Annotated in this window: 12 protein-coding genes and 1 pseudogene; 6 read left to right on the plus strand and 7 right to left on the minus strand. The window is 60.6% G+C overall.

Features of this window, described 5'->3' with window-relative positions; translation table 11 throughout:
• Positions 1-138 precede the first annotated feature (138 nt).
• The 3 genes from D8U82_RS10955 to D8U82_RS10965 are packed head-to-tail and all read left to right on the plus strand — an operon-like array spanning position 139 to position 3,704.
• Positions 139-798 (plus strand): paraquat-inducible protein A, encoded by a 660-nt coding sequence (locus D8U82_RS10955; protein ID WP_071173598.1) that lies wholly within the window; start codon positions 139-141, stop codon positions 796-798.
• Positions 785-1,408 (plus strand): paraquat-inducible protein A, encoded by a 624-nt coding sequence (locus tag D8U82_RS10960; RefSeq protein WP_071173597.1) that lies wholly within the window; start codon positions 785-787, stop codon positions 1,406-1,408. Before D8U82_RS10955 ends, D8U82_RS10960 begins: the two co-directional genes overlap by 14 nt.
• Entirely contained in the window at positions 1,401-3,704 is a 2,304-nt protein-coding gene (locus D8U82_RS10965) for an MlaD family protein (protein WP_016773187.1), read from the plus strand. Before D8U82_RS10960 ends, D8U82_RS10965 begins: the two co-directional genes overlap by 8 nt.
• A 177-nt stretch (positions 3,705-3,881) precedes the next feature.
• Here the strand turns inward: D8U82_RS10965 and mksF are convergent, their stop codons facing one another.
• The 3 genes from mksF to mksB are packed head-to-tail and all read right to left on the minus strand — an operon-like array spanning position 3,882 to position 8,690.
• A complete protein-coding gene (gene mksF / locus D8U82_RS10970) occupies positions 3,882-6,722 on the minus strand; it encodes an Mks condensin complex protein MksF (RefSeq protein ID WP_130902199.1) in 2,841 nt (946 codons plus the stop codon).
• A complete protein-coding gene (gene mksE / locus D8U82_RS10975; protein WP_016773189.1) occupies positions 6,719-7,420 on the minus strand; it encodes an Mks condensin complex protein MksE in 702 nt (233 codons plus the stop codon). The genes mksF and mksE overlap by 4 nt, the downstream gene beginning before the upstream one ends.
• Positions 7,410-8,690 carry an Mks condensin complex protein MksB gene (gene mksB, locus D8U82_RS10980; protein ID WP_160768349.1) on the minus strand — a complete coding sequence of 427 codons (1,281 nt, stop codon included), beginning with the start codon at positions 8,688-8,690 and terminating at the stop codon, positions 7,410-7,412. The genes mksE and mksB overlap by 11 nt, the downstream gene beginning before the upstream one ends.
• 242 nt (positions 8,691-8,932) lie before the next feature.
• Here mksB and D8U82_RS10985 point away from each other — a divergent pair, with 242 nt between their 5' ends.
• A complete protein-coding gene (locus D8U82_RS10985) occupies positions 8,933-9,679 on the plus strand; it encodes an energy transducer TonB (protein WP_110602976.1) in 747 nt (248 codons plus the stop codon).
• Positions 9,672-10,124, plus strand: coding sequence for a ribosomal protein S18-alanine N-acetyltransferase (gene rimI / locus D8U82_RS10990; RefSeq protein ID WP_024014312.1), 453 nt, complete (start codon positions 9,672-9,674; stop codon positions 10,122-10,124). The genes D8U82_RS10985 and rimI overlap by 8 nt, the downstream gene beginning before the upstream one ends.
• 108 nt (positions 10,125-10,232) lie before the next feature.
• Here the strand turns inward: rimI and D8U82_RS10995 are convergent, their stop codons facing one another.
• Positions 10,233-10,640 (minus strand): serine kinase/phosphatase, encoded by a 408-nt coding sequence (locus D8U82_RS10995; RefSeq protein WP_110602979.1) that lies wholly within the window; start codon positions 10,638-10,640, stop codon positions 10,233-10,235.
• A gap of 140 nt (positions 10,641-10,780) precedes the next feature.
• On the opposite strand from D8U82_RS10995, the gene can reads away from it, so the two are divergent.
• Complete coding sequence (gene can / locus D8U82_RS11000; protein WP_039761245.1) at positions 10,781-11,425, plus strand: carbonate dehydratase; 645 nt, start codon at positions 10,781-10,783, stop codon at positions 11,423-11,425.
• A 9-nt stretch (positions 11,426-11,434) separates the two neighbouring features.
• On the opposite strand, the pseudogene D8U82_RS11005 reads toward can, so the two are convergent.
• The 3 genes and pseudogenes from D8U82_RS11005 to D8U82_RS11015 all read right to left on the minus strand — a co-directional run bounded on the left by D8U82_RS11005 (position 11,435) and on the right by D8U82_RS11015 (position 14,879).
• Positions 11,435-11,958, minus strand: a pseudogene (locus tag D8U82_RS11005) (lysine methyltransferase).
• Between the two features lie 172 nt (positions 11,959-12,130).
• The gene (locus tag D8U82_RS11010) at positions 12,131-13,303 is read right to left on the minus strand and encodes a hypothetical protein (protein ID WP_125927913.1); all 1,173 of its coding nucleotides are present in this window, start codon (positions 13,301-13,303) and stop codon (positions 12,131-12,133) included.
• A gap of 157 nt (positions 13,304-13,460) precedes the next feature.
• Positions 13,461-14,879 carry a TIGR00366 family protein gene (locus D8U82_RS11015; RefSeq protein WP_130902200.1) on the minus strand — a complete coding sequence of 473 codons (1,419 nt, stop codon included), beginning with the start codon at positions 14,877-14,879 and terminating at the stop codon, positions 13,461-13,463.
• Between the last annotated feature and the right edge of the window lie 130 nt (positions 14,880-15,009).

Raw genomic sequence — 15,009 nt, forward strand, 5'->3', positions numbered from 1 at the left:
GAAACCCCAATTGCGAAAGCAGTTGGGGTTTTGTTTTGCCTGCGAGAAAGTTTTCAGCGCTATGGCGAACAAAATTGCACAGTTATTTTCGAATCAGAACACTAGAATAGCCCCATCTTTATCGGAGTCAGAGCCTGTATGTCAGAATCGGTTGACGCCCCCGGGCTGTCAGATTTACCGCTGGAAGACTTGATAGCCTGCCATGAGTGCGACTTGCTGATGCGCAAGCCGACACTTGCCCATGGTGAGAAAGCGCTCTGCCCGCGCTGCGGTTACGAACTGTACGCCCACCGCCATAACGTGGTGCAGCGCAGCCTCGCCCTGGTAATCGCCGCATTATTACTTTACGTACCGGCAAACTTTTTACCCATCATGCAACTCAATATCCTCGGGCAATCTTCGCAGGATACTGTCTGGAGTGGCGTGGTCGGTCTGTTCAACACCGATATGCAAGGAGTGTCGATTGTCGTCTTCCTTTGCAGCATGGCCATACCGTTACTCAAGTTGTTGTGCCAGCTGTTTGTCCTACTGACGATCCGCTTCAATGTCGGCCGTAGTTATGGCTTGTTGCTCTATCGTATTTACCACCACCTCAGAGACTGGGGCATGCTCGAGGTCTACCTCATGGGCGTCCTTGTCGCGATCGTAAAGCTGGCGGATATGGCAGCCATCACCGTCGGCCTCGGGCTGGCATGTTTCATTGGCTTGTTGTTGGTACAAGTCTGGCTGGAGGTGGTGATGTCACCGCATCAGATCTGGCAGGCATTATCAGGAGAGGATGCCCATGCGGGCGATTGATGCGGGCATTCTGGTGTGCACCGAATGCCACGAACTGAACAAGCAGGAAGCTGACGTCGATGAGCAGAGCTGTACCCGCTGCGGCGCGCAGGTTCACGCTCGCCGCCCCAACAGCCTGACCCGTACCTGGGCGCTGTTGATCACGGCAGCCATTATCTATATTCCGGCCAACGTCTTGCCGATCATGACGGTCAGCTCCCTGGGCCAGGGTGAACCGAGCACCATCATGTCCGGCGTGATTGAACTGGTGCAGCACGGCATGATTCCGATCGCGAGCGTGGTGTTCATCGCCAGTATTCTGGTGCCCACGTTCAAACTGGTCGGCATCGCGTTGTTGCTGTTTTCCGTGCAGCGCCGGCAGCCATTGTCGGCCCGTCAGCGCATCTGGATGTACCGATTCATCGAGTTCATTGGCCGCTGGTCGATGCTCGATATTTTCGTGATCGCCATTCTCGTGGCGGTCGTTAACTTCGGCCGGATAGCCAGTGTCGAAGCCAATTTGGGCGCCGTCGCCTTCGCCTCTGTGGTGATTCTGACGATGCTCGCCGCAGTAACTTTCGATCCCCGACTGATTTGGGATAACACGGAGTCGGACGACGACCATGACTGATTTGCCTGTAGCGAAAACCCGACCGGCTTCAAACTGGTCGGCCATTTGGGTGCTGCCGCTGATCGCTTTGATCATCGGCGGCTGGCTCGGCTGGCGTGCTTATTCCGAGACTGGTATCGAGATTCAGGTGCGCTTTGAAAGCGGCGAAGGCATCCAGGCCAACAAGACTGAAGTGGTCTACAAAGGCATGCCGGTCGGCAAGGTCAAGACGCTCAAGCTCGACGATGAGGGCAACTCCAAAGGGGTGATCGCCACCATCGAAATGAACAAGGACGTCGAGCAGTACCTGAAGACCAGCACGCGGTTCTGGCTGGTCAAACCGAGCGTGACCCTGGCCGGTATCACTGGTCTGGAAACGCTGGTCTCGGGTAACTATGTCGCGATCAGTCCCGGTGAAGGCGAGCCCGTGCGCAAGTTCAAGGCACTCGCCGAAGAACCGCCGCTGTCCGACGCCAAGCCCGGTCTGCACCTGACCATCAAGGCCGATCGCCTTGGCTCGCTGAATCGCGGCAGCCCGGTGTTCTACAAGCAGATCAAGGTCGGTCAGGTCAAAAGCTACGTGCTTTCCGAGGATCAGAGCACCGTTGAACTGAAAGTGTTCATCGAGCCGACTTACGCCAAACTGGTGCGCAAACACACACGTTTCTGGAACGCCAGCGGCATCAGCATCGACGCCAACCTGTCCGGAGTGAAAGTCCGTAGCGAGTCCTTGGCCAGCATCGTCGCTGGGGGCATCGCCTTCGCCACGCCGGAGAATCGCAAGGACAGCCCAGCGACCGATCCGAGCCTGCCGTTCCGTCTCTATGAAGACTTCGACGCCGCCGCCGCCGGGATTCGCGTGAAGGTCAAACTCAGTGATTTCGAGGGCCTGCAGGCGGGTCGCACACCGGTGATGTACAAAGGCATTCAGGTCGGCAACCTGAAAGCGCTCAAAGTCGATCCGGACCTGAACAGTGCAACAGCCGAGCTGACCCTTGATCCGTTGGCCGAAGACTATCTGGTTGAGGGCACGCAGTTCTGGGTGGTCAAACCGTCGATTTCCCTGGCGGGTATTACCGGCCTGGAAGCGCTGGTGAAAGGTAACTACATCGCCGTGCGTCCGGGCGACAAAGGCGCTGCGCCGAAACGCGAGTTCGAGGCGCGACCGAAAGCACCGCCGCTGGATCTGCGTTCGCCGGGCCTGCATCTGGTGTTGTTTACCGATTCGCTGGGTTCGATCGATGTCGGCAGTCCGATTCTGTACAAGCAGGTCAAGGTCGGTTCGGTGCAGAGCTACCAGTTCTCCCGAACCAAGAAGCAGCTGGTCATCGGCGTGCACATCGAGAAGGAATACGAAAACCTGGTCAACGCCTCGACGCGTTTCTGGAATGTCAGCGGCATTACCCTCACGGGTGGCTTGACCGGCGGCATTCAGGTCAAGAGTGAATCTTTGCAAACCCTGATGGCCGGCGGTATCGCGTTCGAAACGCCGCAAGCCAATGCGCCGTTGAAGAAACGCATACCGCGCTTCCGTCTGTTCGCCGACCACGATGAGGCAAACAAGAAAGGCGCGGTAGTGACGATCAAGGTTGATCGCGCTGACGGCTTGAGCAGCGGTACGCCGGTACGTTTCAAGGGGCTCGATGTCGGCAAGATTGAAAGCGTCGATCTGACCGATGACATGCAGTCGGTAATCCTCACCGCACGCATCACCGAAGTACCGGAAAAGATCGCCCGGGTCGGCAGTCAGTTCTGGGTGGTCAAGCCGGAACTGGGCCTGATCAAGACGCAGAATCTGGAAACGCTGGTCACCGGTAAATACATCGAAGTCCAGCCGGCGGCAAAGAATCTCGGCCCGCAGAAGAACTTCGTTGCCTTGGCCGAGGCGCCGGAAGTCACCAAGCAAGAAGCGGGTCTGAGTCTGGTGTTGAGCGCCGCACGTCGTGGTTCGCTTAAGCCTGGCGTACCAGTGACCTACCGTGAAATCACCGTCGGAAAGGTGACCGGTTATGAATTGGGCCAGACCGCTGACCGTGTGTTGGTGCACATCCTGATCGAGCCGAAGTATGCGCCGCTGGTGCGCAGCGGCAGCCGCTTCTGGAACACCAGCGGCGTGGGCTTCGATTATGGGTTGTTCAAGGGCGTGACGGTGCGCACCGAGTCGCTGGAGACACTGATTCAGGGCGGGATTGCCTTCGCCACCCCGGATGGCGAGCGCATGGGCAATCCGGCTCGGGCCGAGCAGACGTTCCCGTTGTTCGACAAGTTCGAGGATGAATGGCTGACCTGGGCGCCGAAGATTCAGCTTGGTAAATAGCAGCGTCTGTTGAGACGCCTTCGCGAGCAGGCTCGCTCCCACAGGAGAACGCATTCCAATTGTGGGAGCGAGCCTGCTCGCGAAGGGGCCAGCCAAATCAACACAAAATCCAGGCGATAAAAAAGGGCCGCGATCCCATCAGATCGCGGCCCTTTTTTTGCCTTCAGCTAAAGCCGATCAAACCGCATCCAGCTCCGGCTCATCGGCCTGCACATTCAGCGTGGCCTTGACCACATCATGCCGGCGAATGTACTTCCAGTCCGCTTCATCGATGTAGATGCCTGCCGGGCCGCTGCCGCCTTCCAGGTCGATTGCGACACTGGCGCAGACTTGCGGCTTCACACTCGCCAGAATCGGCACGAAGCCCAGTTGCAGACTGGTTTCCAGCAGCGCCGCCTGGTTCTTCTCGTCGATGTCCGCCGCCTCGTCGAGGTAGTACGGCAGACGCACGCGGCCGGCCAGGTCGCGATCCATCAAGTGCAGCAACAAGTACATGTTGGTCAGCGCCTTGATGGTCATGGTCGTGCCGTTGGACGCCGCGCCGTCGATGTCGGTGTGGATCACCGGTTGGCCGTTGACCTTGGTGATCTCGAAAGCCAGTTCGAACAAGTCCTTGAGGCCGAGCTGGTTGTGGTTCGCCGCCACCAGCCGCGCCAGATATTCCTTGGCCTCTTCGTTCTTGTTGTCCTGCTCGGCGCTCTGGCTGAGGTCGAACACCGACAGGGTTTCGCCTTCTTCGTACTGCCCGGCGCTGTGGATGATCTGGTCGATGTGCTTGAGGGCTTCCTTGTTCGGCGCGAGGACGATGCGGAAGCTCTGCAGGTTGGAGACCTGACGCTTGTTGATCTCGCGGTTGAACAACGCCAGTTGATGCTCGAGGCTGTCGTAGTCGCTGCGGATGTTGCGCAGGGTGCGGGCGATGTCGGTGACCGCCGCGCGCCGCGCCTTGCCCAAGGTCAGCGCTTCATCGGTGCGGTGTGCGTAAGCGTTGATCAGCAGCGACAGACGCCGCTCCATGTCGTCTTCGCTGTCGAACTTGGCCACACCTTTCAGACGCACCTGCGCATACAGCGCCTCGATCTGCCCATCGGCACGCAGCAGACCCTGCCAGCTGTCCTGATAGTCGTTGAGCAGCGGCAGCAGGTTGTCCATCGAATCATCGACCGGATCCATGAACGGCGTTCCGAACGGCAGGTCCGCTGGCAGCAACTGACGACGGCGCAGCGCGTCGTCGAGGGTGCGCTGCTTGGCTTCCATGTCGGCGATCTGCCGGCCGACCAGTTGCAGCTTGGCCGACAGTTGCTGGACGCGCTCGGTGAAGGCATCGCTGGAACGCTTGAGTTCGTCCTGCGCGGCTTCCATCTGCGCCAGTTGCTCGAGCTTGTCGTTTTCTTCGGCGCTCAGCGTCTGGGTGCGACGGAAATCTTCCAGCGCTTTCTGCGCGTCCAGTACTTGCTGATACAGCGCTTCGGTCTGGGTCTTGCTCGCGGCGCGGTCGGCGGCCACGGCTTGCTGGGTTTTCAGTTGCTTGAGTTCTTTTTCCAGACGCTCTTTCTGATCGCGCAACGCGGCACGGTCGGCCAGCGCTTGCAGGGCCGGCGGCTCAAGGTGCGAGATGTCGATCGACAGGCCCGGCACTTCGAAGCGCTCGCCCTTGAAGCCATCAAGTATCAGCTCGACCGATTTGACCCACTCACCGTTCTCATCGAGGGTGATGCCGTGCTCGCCCAGCGGCAGGCTGAACAGCGCGCTATTGAACAGACGCATCAGGCGTTCGACGTCCTGTTGCGAGAACTCTTCGCGCAGGCGGGCGTAGCTGTTGTTGTCGGCGTGATCGAGTTGTTGCTTCACCGACTTCAGGCGTTTTTCCAGATCGCGCAGACGCTCTTCGAGGTCTTCGGCGCTGAACTGACGCGACTGCGCCAGGGCACCGGCCAGTTCATCGTGAGCATCCTTGGCGGCGAGCAATTGTTGCTCGAGCACTTTGACGTCATCGACCAGCGCGAAGCGGTTCTTCAGCACCGACAGCTCACCGAGCCAGCGCTGAATGCCGGAAATCTCCCGCTCCAGACGCATCAGTTCCTGAGTGCCGCCGCGCTGATCGTTTTGCAGATCGTCCTGCTCGCGACGGTAGTGCTCGGCCTGGATGGTCAGCTCTTCCTTGCGCGCCGTGGCGTAGTCCGACCAAGTGCCGAGCAACGAGTCGAGCAGCGGTGACAGGCGATGCAATTTGCCGCGCAGCACGTCGCGCTGTTTCACGCCGTTGGCCAGCGCTTCAACCAATGGACCGGCGGCGACCAGCGAGTTGTAGTCCTGCTCCATGCGCCGCACATCGCGGAAGGCTTCTTCGCACGCGGCGATGTAATCGACGCTGCCCGAACGCAGGCTGTGTTCGAAGGCATCGAGGAACAGTTGCTTGAGCTTGGCCGCGGTGATTTCGCGCATGTGCAGCAGGTTGATGAACAGCGCGCGGAAGGTCTTCAGGCTCTGCTCGCTGGTGGAGCGCAGCGGGATCAGCGTCAGGTCGAGCGGGATCGAAGTGTGGCCGCCAACCAGCAAGCGGCGCAGTTCATCCGGCTTGAGTTCGTAGGCTTTCAGGCCTTCTTTTTCGAGATTGCTGAACAGTTCTTTCTGGCGCAGGCAGGTGTCGTTTTTCTGGTAGTGGGCCAGATCGAGCTTGCCGGCGTAGGCGAAGAACTGGTGCCCGAAACCGCCGCCCGGGCCGCGACCGACCACGCCGATCACGTGGGGGCCGTGGGGCAGGTTGACTTCGACGAGGATGTAACTGGTGTCGGAGGCGAAGTAGAAGCGCCGCGATTGTTCGAGGCTGTACTTGCCGAAACTCATGTCCGACATGCGCGCCAGAATCGGGAACTGCAACGCGTTGATCGACGCCGATTTACCGAGGTTGTTCGCGCCATAGACCGACAGCGGTTCCTCCAGCGGGAACAGGCCAAGGCTGTAACCGGCGGTGTTCAAAAGGGCAAAGCGGCGGATGCCGTAGCGTTCCTGGCTCATGCATCGGACTCCTGTTCTTCGGCAATGGCGCGGGCCAGTGCGTCTTCTTCGCTTTCTTCTTCAAATTCGGAAAGATCGAGCGGATCGTCGGTTTCGAGGAATTTCGCTTCGGCTTCTTCGTCGATCAGCACCGGCGCCGGCAGCGGCAGAACGCTGTGGACGCTGGCCGCCAGATCGCGGTCCTGTTGTACCGACAGGCACACGTCGAGGAAACGGTGCATCGGCGGCAGGAAGCGGTAGACACCGTTTTCTTCGCCGGCAAAACCAAGCTGGGTCATGCGGCGCATGATTTTTTCTTCGAGTTCTTCGACGGTCTGCACTTCGGCCTGAATGAACAGGTCGCGGTACTTGTCCAGCAGCGACGGCAATTCTTCGCGGCCGAGGCTGCCGCCGTCGAGCACGGCAATCGGGTCGCGGCCCTGATCGGCCAGGTGCTCGACGAGGATGAAGGTGAACAGCGCCAGACGCTGGGCGGTCTTGTTCACCGCTGCGGCGGCCATGTCCGGCACGAAGTAGTAGAAACCACGGGTGTCGCAGACCAGTTCAAAGCCCAACGCCTTGAACAGCGTCCGGTACTGGTCCTGGAAATTCGACAGTTGTGCGTACAGCTCGGGATCACGGCGGCTGACGTGGTAACCCTTGAACAACTCGCGGAAAATCGGCGCCAGTTGCGACAGTTCGGAAAGATCAAGATGCATTTGGGATGCTCGCAGAATCCTCGGCGGCGGTGTCGCTGGCCGAGAGCAGGGCGAAGGAGCGCAGGCTGACCTGGTGCTCGTGAGTGTGGTATTCGCGGCGTTCCAGACGCTCGCGCTTGAAGCGTTTTTCCCGCGACAGGCGCGAGAACCAATAAAGCAATTCGTCGGTGGCGCCATCCGGTTCCTGCTCCAGCAGCCAGGTCATCAGGTCCGGCATCGGCAACGATTCTTCGCAACGATCGACCATCTCGCGCACGGTGCGGGGGGCTCGTGGCGCGTCGCCCGCCTTCTGGGTTTTGTGCGCCTTGGGGAAGCGCGCCGGTTTCGGCTCGAAACGCGCCAGCGCATAGACGTAGGCTTCGACCTGACTGGCGCTGCCGAGGAAGGTGCTTTGCGGACGGGTGAACAGCGGCATCGCCGCTTGCGGCACGGCGTCGATGCCTTTACGCCGGATCGCCGCCAGCGCCAGTGCGGCGCCACGGGTCACGGCGTTGTGCCGACGCGCTTCTTCACGCAACGGCAGCAGCAGTTCGCGGGCATGGCGCAGGGTCAGTTGCGCGCTGGTCTGCATTTCGAGGATGCGCGCGTGGGTGCGCAGGAGCATGTCGTCATCGACCAGATGGCCGAGGCGCTGCTGTTCGCTGAGCATCTTCAGTAGCACCGTTTCGACCTTGCGCACGCCTTGTTCGAAGGCGCCGTCGGCGTTGACCAGATCAATCATCGGCTCGACGTATTCGTCCCACGTCGCCAGCACTTCGGCGTAACGCTGACGCAGCGGAATCTGCCGGTCGCTGGTCTTCGCCCGTTCGGCGACTGCCACCAGGGCCTGTTCATCGTTGTCGAGTTTCTTCAGTACGTCGCGCACGCGCATGTCGAGCAAGCGCAGCTGGCGCGCCAGATCGTTGCCATCACGAACGTCGAAAGCGTCCTGGATATAACCGGCCAGACGCTCAAGGTGACGCAGATAGGCTTCGATTTCCAGGCACAGACCGAGGCGGTGTTCGCGGCGCAGGTAGGCGAGGAAGTCGTGGATCTGCGCGTTGAGCTCGAAACGGTTCGGGCTTTTCGCCACCGGAACCAGAATATCGAGGCGAATCCACACGTCGAGCAGGCTGGTGATGTCCTGCGGCGTGCTGTCGAGTTGTTGGGCGGCCAGTTGCGTGCGCAGTTCGTTGAGGCTCAGGGTGCCTTGGTCGAAGTGCTCGCACAGTGGCTCCAGAAGTGCCCAGTGTTCAGCGAGGGCGCGCAAGACGCGCTTGGGTTCGATCATCGGAATGGCCGGCTGGTTGGCGATTAAAAGCGGCGATTGTACTGCATCACAGGCGCGGCGATTCACTCTCGGGACGGGCTGTCGCATTCTTTGCCCAAAGGGCAGCGGCGCAGCGCAGCGCGGGGTATCGATCAACAGCGAGCGATCTTGTGCGAAGGGCGGTAGAATCAGCGCACTTTCCGTTATCCACAAGTGGCCGACCTTTGCTTATCGAGTCCCGCCGCCGCGCCTATTTGAACGCCATGCAGGTGGTCAACTGGCTGCCGCGCACCGAACTGCCTTTCGCCGCACCGTCGCGGCCCGAGCTGTTGGAGATGCCCGAGCCTGAGCTTGAGGTACCGGTTGTTCCGGCGCCTCTGGCCGAAGCACCGGCGCAGCCTGCCGCGCGTCAGGCCGAGCGACCGAAAATCGAGGTGCCGCGTCCGTCGCTGGCCAGTACCCGCAACGGCGCGAAACCGGTGGAAGAAGTCGACGACACGCCGGTGGTGGTCAAGCCAGCGCCAGTGCCGCCACCGCGTTTCGCCCTGCAACTGCTGCGCGCCGGGCGCTGCCTGCTGCTGGTCGAGTTACCCACAGGCGAAGCGTTTCAGAGTCGCGATCCGGCCTACCTGCTGCTCAAGGACATGCTGCGCGCCGCCGGTCTGCCGGATGCGCCGCAAATCGTCGGCGAACCTGTGCGCTGGCCGTGGCTCAATCGCGGCACGCTGGATCAAGGCCCGGAAGCGGCGCGCGACTTCGTGCAGGGTTTCCTCTCGGTGCAGATGGAAGCGGCGCCCTGCGCCTGTCTGTGGCTGATCGGCCTGCCGGCGGTGAAATTTGCCGGGGAAGCGGACGCCGAAGCGTTCAATAGTGAATTGCAGATCGAAGGTCTGGGCCTGGCCTGGGCGATTCCCGGTCTGGAACTGTTAATGGAAGAGCCACAGCGCAAGGCCGCTGTGTGGCAAGCCATGCGTCGGCTGATGGCGCGCTGGAAACAATCCGATGAGTGAGGCTGTAACCTTTCGCCCGATGACCGAGGCGGACCTGGACGCTGTGTTGAAGATCGAATACGCCGCGTACAGCCATCCGTGGACCCGGGGGATTTTTCTCGATGGCCTGGGCAAATACCAGATCTGGCTGATGTTCGAAGGGCAGCAGCAGGTGGGCCACGGTGTGGTGCAGATCATTCTTGATGAGGCGCACCTGCTCAATATCACCGTCAAGCCGGAAAATCAGGGGCGCGGGTTGGGCCTGACGTTGCTTGAGCATTTGATGTCGCGGGCGTATGCGGCCGAGGCTCGGGAATGCTTTCTCGAAGTGCGCGACAGCAACACGGCTGCGTTCAGGTTGTATGAGCGGTATGGCTTCAACGAGATTGGCCGGCGTCGTGATTATTATCCGGCGGTGGGTGGACGTGAGGATGCGGTGGTGATGGTCTGTACCCTGGTTGACTGATCGACCTTGAAAGCTTCGCGAGCAGGCTCGCTCCCACATTGGATTTTGTAACCATCCCTGAACCTGTGGGAGCGAGCCTGCTCGCGAACGCGTCAGATCAGGCGCCTCTTATCTCCGCTTGCCATCCAGCGGATCCAGATCCGCCAGTTCCGCCTCATCCAGCCCGTCACCGCCGCCGATGTCATTTTCATCGACCACGCTCAGATCCCAATCCGCCTGATTACCATCGCCGACTTCCTCGGCATCGCGCGCACCATCCTCGCGAATCAACGTTTCCGGGCTCAGGTCATCGTCAGTCGGCTGGTGATCGTCCACCGAGGCCCCGGTCATACCCGCCTCACGCACTCGCTCAGCAGGCATCAATTGTTCACGTTCACGCTCGGGCAGCTCATCGCCGATCTTCGCGCTGGGCTCTTCGTCGTCAAAGTCCAGCTCGTGCACCGAGCCCATGCGGTCTTCGTTATCATCGATGGGTTCCGGTTGCACCGCATCATAAGGGCGTCGTGAATCAGTCATGGCAATTCCTCATAGTGTGGGCCTTACTGAGTGGACTCACCGGGCGCGCGAGAATTCCAACGAAAACACTTTGCGCTGGCGGCGTGACTTCGACGGGGGGTCGTCTATCAAACCTGCGCATCTTTCTTGAGGCCTTATCCATGCACGATCTACAAGACCTGATTGATAACAACGAGCGTTGGGCTGACGCGATCACCAAGGAAGACCCGGATTTCTTCGCCAAACTGGCGCGCCAACAAACTCCGGAATATCTATGGATCGGCTGCTCCGACGCACGCGTACCGGCCAATGAAATCGTGGGCATGCTGCCGGGCGATCTGTTCGTGCACCGCAACGTCGCCAACGTCGTGCTGCACACCGACCTCAACTGCCTGTCCGTGATCCAGTACGCGGTGGATGTGCTCAAGGTCAAACACATCCTCGTCACCGGCCACTACGGCTGCGGCGGCGTGCGCGCATCGATGCAGGATCGCCAGTTCGGCCTGATCGACGGCTGGCTGCGCTCGATCCGCGATCTGTACTACGAGAAACGCGAAGAACTGGCCAAGCTGGCGACCGAAGAAGAGCAGGTCGATCGCATGTGCGAACTCAACGTGATCCAGCAAGTGGCCAACGTCGCGCACACCAGCATCATTCAGAACGCTTGGCATCGCGGGCAGCCGCTGTCGATCCACGGCTGCATCTACGGCATCAAGGATGGCCGCTGGAAAAGTCTCAATACCACCATCAGTGGTTTCGAACAGTTGCCGCCGCAATACCGTTTGCGTCCGGTCGGCGCGCCGTAACCGCAGCTTTCAGCTTCGGCCTGGATGCCGCCAGCGCTGTAAAAGGCGCTGGCCTTCAGGCGTGGGTGGTTCGTCGTAACCGGTGATCCAGCCACGGCAGCGCGACGAACCGCAATCACAGGCGAACTGGCGTAGCAGTTTGTCTTCGGTCGATGCGTAATCGATGCTCAGATGTTCGCCGCTGTGGATATCTTTCAAGGCCCACAGCCACAATTCGCTCATGTCGAGAAATACATTCGGGTCGCAGGCGTGTTCCAGCACCCCGCAAAAGCGCGGATCGTAAACGTGTATGCCGGTTTGCAGCTGACGGGTCTGTCGACAGCGATAGGGCAGCAATTGCCCGGAAACCCGGCACATTCGGCTGATACGCAGAAATTCGCGACGCGCGACCACCGCCGTGGCCATGCCACGTTCGTCGTGGATGATCTGGAAGTCGTCGCAGGATGGAAAACCCAGCCGCACCGGAAGTCGGCGAACGGATAGATGCCTTCTGTGTCGCGCGGCAGGTGCCGGCCCATGGCTTGATTGTTCATAACGATCCTTGTTGTTGAGTGTTGCCTCCGGGTTGTGCCCATGCCTCGCCAGGCGAAGCATGATTGGATCCAAGCGTCGCGCAATTGAAGGTACCGGTCTACTGTCAAACCTGACAGGCGCGATCACCGTTGGCCCGCGTCAGCATTGGCTGACACGGGGCTCCGGCAGCGACTACAGAGCGGGTGCGGGCACGGCGGCCGCAGGCAGTGGCGCTTTCAGCTGCTGCAGTTGTGTCTTGACCGGTCGCGTGGCGCACTTGGCAGCCGCTTGTTCAGCGCTGAGGTTGCGGATCGAGGTGTAGAACAACTCGCAGGTTTTGACCTTTTGCGTCACCTGCCATGTTTGCGTGCAACTGTTCAGCGTGGCCTGCGCATCGCTGCCCGGTTTGCTGCCCATCCCGGCCTGCCAGCAAGCCGCGCTCAAATCCTGGCCCATGACTTTCAGGCCCGCCGCGTCAGCCTTGGCCTGGGCATCGTCGCCGGTATAGCTCTTCGGATCGGCGGCGTACCAGATATAGCTCGGATGATTCGAGCCGAGCACCGGCACATTCACTCCTTCGCTCGGACTGATGCTTGCCAGACCCAATACGCCCACCGTCGGCCCATACTGTTCCTTGATCCAGTTGCGCACCGGCGCCCCGAACGCAACCATCGGCAACGTCGTGCCGCTGGCGGTCTGGCTGAACTGCTTGACCAGCGTGGTCTGGTAATCCTTGAAGTAGTCGTAGACGTCCTCCAGATCCCCGCCGGCATTGGACGGCGCGGCGATCGGCGCGATGTCGATGATGGTCTGGTAAGCCGGCGTCTGCCCGGCAGGGATGCCGTTATCGGTCAGCAACGTCGCCCAGCGATCGGTGGTGTTCGAGCGCAGGTAGTCCTGCGCCTGGGTCAGCGAGTAGTCAGGCGGGAAGTGCAGCAACTCGACGCTCTTGCGATTCTCCAGGGCCATGCCCAACGGCAGGAACAGATACCAGCTATAGGCCCATTTGCCATCGGCATTCAGCTTGCTGGCGCCGGCATAAGCCAGATCGCCGGCGTCGAGCAACGCTGACAGCGGCTTGTCATAGCCGTCCGGCACACCGGTGATCTCGGCGTAGAGCTGATCGTTGTCGGTCTTCACCAGCACCTTGGCATCGGCGTAACCGTCGCGCTGGACGCTCTGACTCAGATAGTGAGCAACGGTCTGCTCCAGCGTCCAGTTGCGAAAGCAGATCACGCTGCAATTGTTGGGGTAGGCGAAGAGCCGGGTGACGCGCTCGGTGCTGCCCAGTTTCACGTCGACATCGGCGTGAGCGGCGGCGCTTAGCGTCAGTGCAACGAGGGTAAGTCCTGCGAGTTTGAACATGCTCAGATCCTTTTCAGCGTGGGTTCCCCTCGATTTGGGGGCGCTTCATAGTGGATCAGTGGTGTTTGACAGAAAAGCGGTTGAGTATGGATTTCATGATTTCCACGCCAGACCTGTGCAAGCGAGCGCTCGCTCCCACAGGCCTGGCTCGTTTTTGCTACGGCATCACCGGCGGCGTATACGCCAATGTCGTCCCCAGCGCCCACAACAGCAGCAGCACCAGTGGCGTGTGCACCAGCAGTTGCACGAACGAGAAGCCTATCAAGTCCCGCGCCTTCAACCCGAGCACGCCCAGCAGCGGCAGCATGTAGAACGGGTTGATCAGGTTCGGCAAGGCTTCGGCGGCGTTGTAGATCTGCACTGCCCAGCCGAGGTGGTATTGCAGGTCATTGGCGACTTGCATCACGTAGGGCGCTTCGATGATCCATTTGCCGCCGCCGGACGGGATGAAGAAACCGAGAATCGCCGAATAGACGCCCATCAGCAGCGCGTAGGTGTCGTGGGAGGCGATGCTGACGAAGAAGGTCGAGATGTGATGCGCGAGGGTTTGCGCGTCGGCGCCTTTGACCGTGGTCATCAGCGCGGCGATCGAGCCGTACAACGGGAACTGGATCAATACGCCAGTGGTGGTCGGCACCGCACGGGCCACCGCATCGAGGAAGCTGCGCGGGCGCCAGTGCAACAGCGCGCCGAGCATGATGAACAGGAAGTTGTAGGTGTTCAGGCCGGAAATTGCAGTGATCGCGGGTTTGGTCGAGAACTCGTGGAACAGCCATCCCGCCGCCAGAAGCACCAGCACAATGATCAGCAACGGGCTGTGTTCCAGCCATTCACCGGGGCGAGTGCGCGGTTGCAGCGGCGGCAGGTTGAACGCCGGGTCGATGCCGCAGGCCTTGGCGTCGCGTGCCGAATTCGGCCCGGGCGCGGTGGCGTAGGCGATGATGATCGAGATCACGATCAGCGCCAGCAGCATGACCCCGGATTGCCAGAGAAAAATGGTTTCGGTGAACGGGATCACGCCAGTGATCGACAGGATCGACGGCGGCAGGCTGCCCGGGTTGGCCTGCAACTGTGCGGCTGACGATGACAAGCCCAGCGCCCACACCGCGCCAAGGCCAAGGTATGCCGCAGCACCGGCCGCGCGGTAATCCATTTTCAGATCGGTGCGGCGGGCGAGGGCGCGTACCAGCAGCCCGCCGAATACCAGCGACAGACCCCAATTGAGCAGCGATGCGACCATCGAAATCAACGCTACCCAGGCCACGGCGGAGCGGCCGTTTTTCGGGATGCGTGCCAGTTTGTCGATCAGCTTGACTGCGGGCGGAGAGCTAGCGACGACGTAGCCGCCGATCACCACGAAGGCCATCTGCATGGTGAACGGGATCAGGCTCCAGAAGCCGTCGCCAAAGGCCATCGCTGCAGCGGTGGGTTTGGCGCCCATGGCCAGAGTGGCCAGCGCAACGATGATGACGGCCAACGCGGCGAACACCCAGGAATCGGGAAACCAGCGTTCGGCAAAACCGGAACAGCGCAGGGCAAAGCGCGCGGAGCGGCTATCTTCGATATCAACGGCCACAGGAAGTACCTCGGATTTTTTATGGTTATTTTGATCCGTGGGAGCAGTCGCCCGGCTCGACAGCCACAGAGACCCCTGTGGGAGCGAGCCTGCTCGCGAAGACGTCGGCACATTCAGCATCAGGTTGTCT

Source organism: Pseudomonas sp. Sample_23 (assembly GCF_004307595.1).
Lineage (GTDB): Bacteria > Pseudomonadota > Gammaproteobacteria > Pseudomonadales > Pseudomonadaceae > Aquipseudomonas > Aquipseudomonas atacamensis.

Coding starts and splice junctions, on each gene's coding strand:
- D8U82_RS10955 (WP_071173598.1), top strand. CDS start 139: ATGTCAGAATCGGTTGACGCCCCCGGGCTGTCAGATTTACCGCTGGAA.
- D8U82_RS10960 (WP_071173597.1), top strand. CDS start 785: ATGCGGGCGATTGATGCGGGCATTCTGGTGTGCACCGAATGCCACGAA.
- D8U82_RS10965 (WP_016773187.1), top strand. CDS start 1,401: ATGACTGATTTGCCTGTAGCGAAAACCCGACCGGCTTCAAACTGGTCG.
- mksF (WP_130902199.1), bottom strand. CDS start 6,722: ATGAGCCAGGAACGCTACGGCATCCGCCGCTTTGCCCTTTTGAACACC.
- mksE (WP_016773189.1), bottom strand. CDS start 7,420: ATGCATCTTGATCTTTCCGAACTGTCGCAACTGGCGCCGATTTTCCGC.
- mksB (WP_160768349.1), bottom strand. CDS start 8,690: ATGATCGAACCCAAGCGCGTCTTGCGCGCCCTCGCTGAACACTGGGCA.
- D8U82_RS10985 (WP_110602976.1), top strand. CDS start 8,933: ATGCAGGTGGTCAACTGGCTGCCGCGCACCGAACTGCCTTTCGCCGCA.
- rimI (WP_024014312.1), top strand. CDS start 9,672: ATGAGTGAGGCTGTAACCTTTCGCCCGATGACCGAGGCGGACCTGGAC.
- D8U82_RS10995 (WP_110602979.1), bottom strand. CDS start 10,640: ATGACTGATTCACGACGCCCTTATGATGCGGTGCAACCGGAACCCATC.
- can (WP_039761245.1), top strand. CDS start 10,781: ATGCACGATCTACAAGACCTGATTGATAACAACGAGCGTTGGGCTGAC.
- D8U82_RS11010 (WP_125927913.1), bottom strand. CDS start 13,303: ATGTTCAAACTCGCAGGACTTACCCTCGTTGCACTGACGCTAAGCGCC.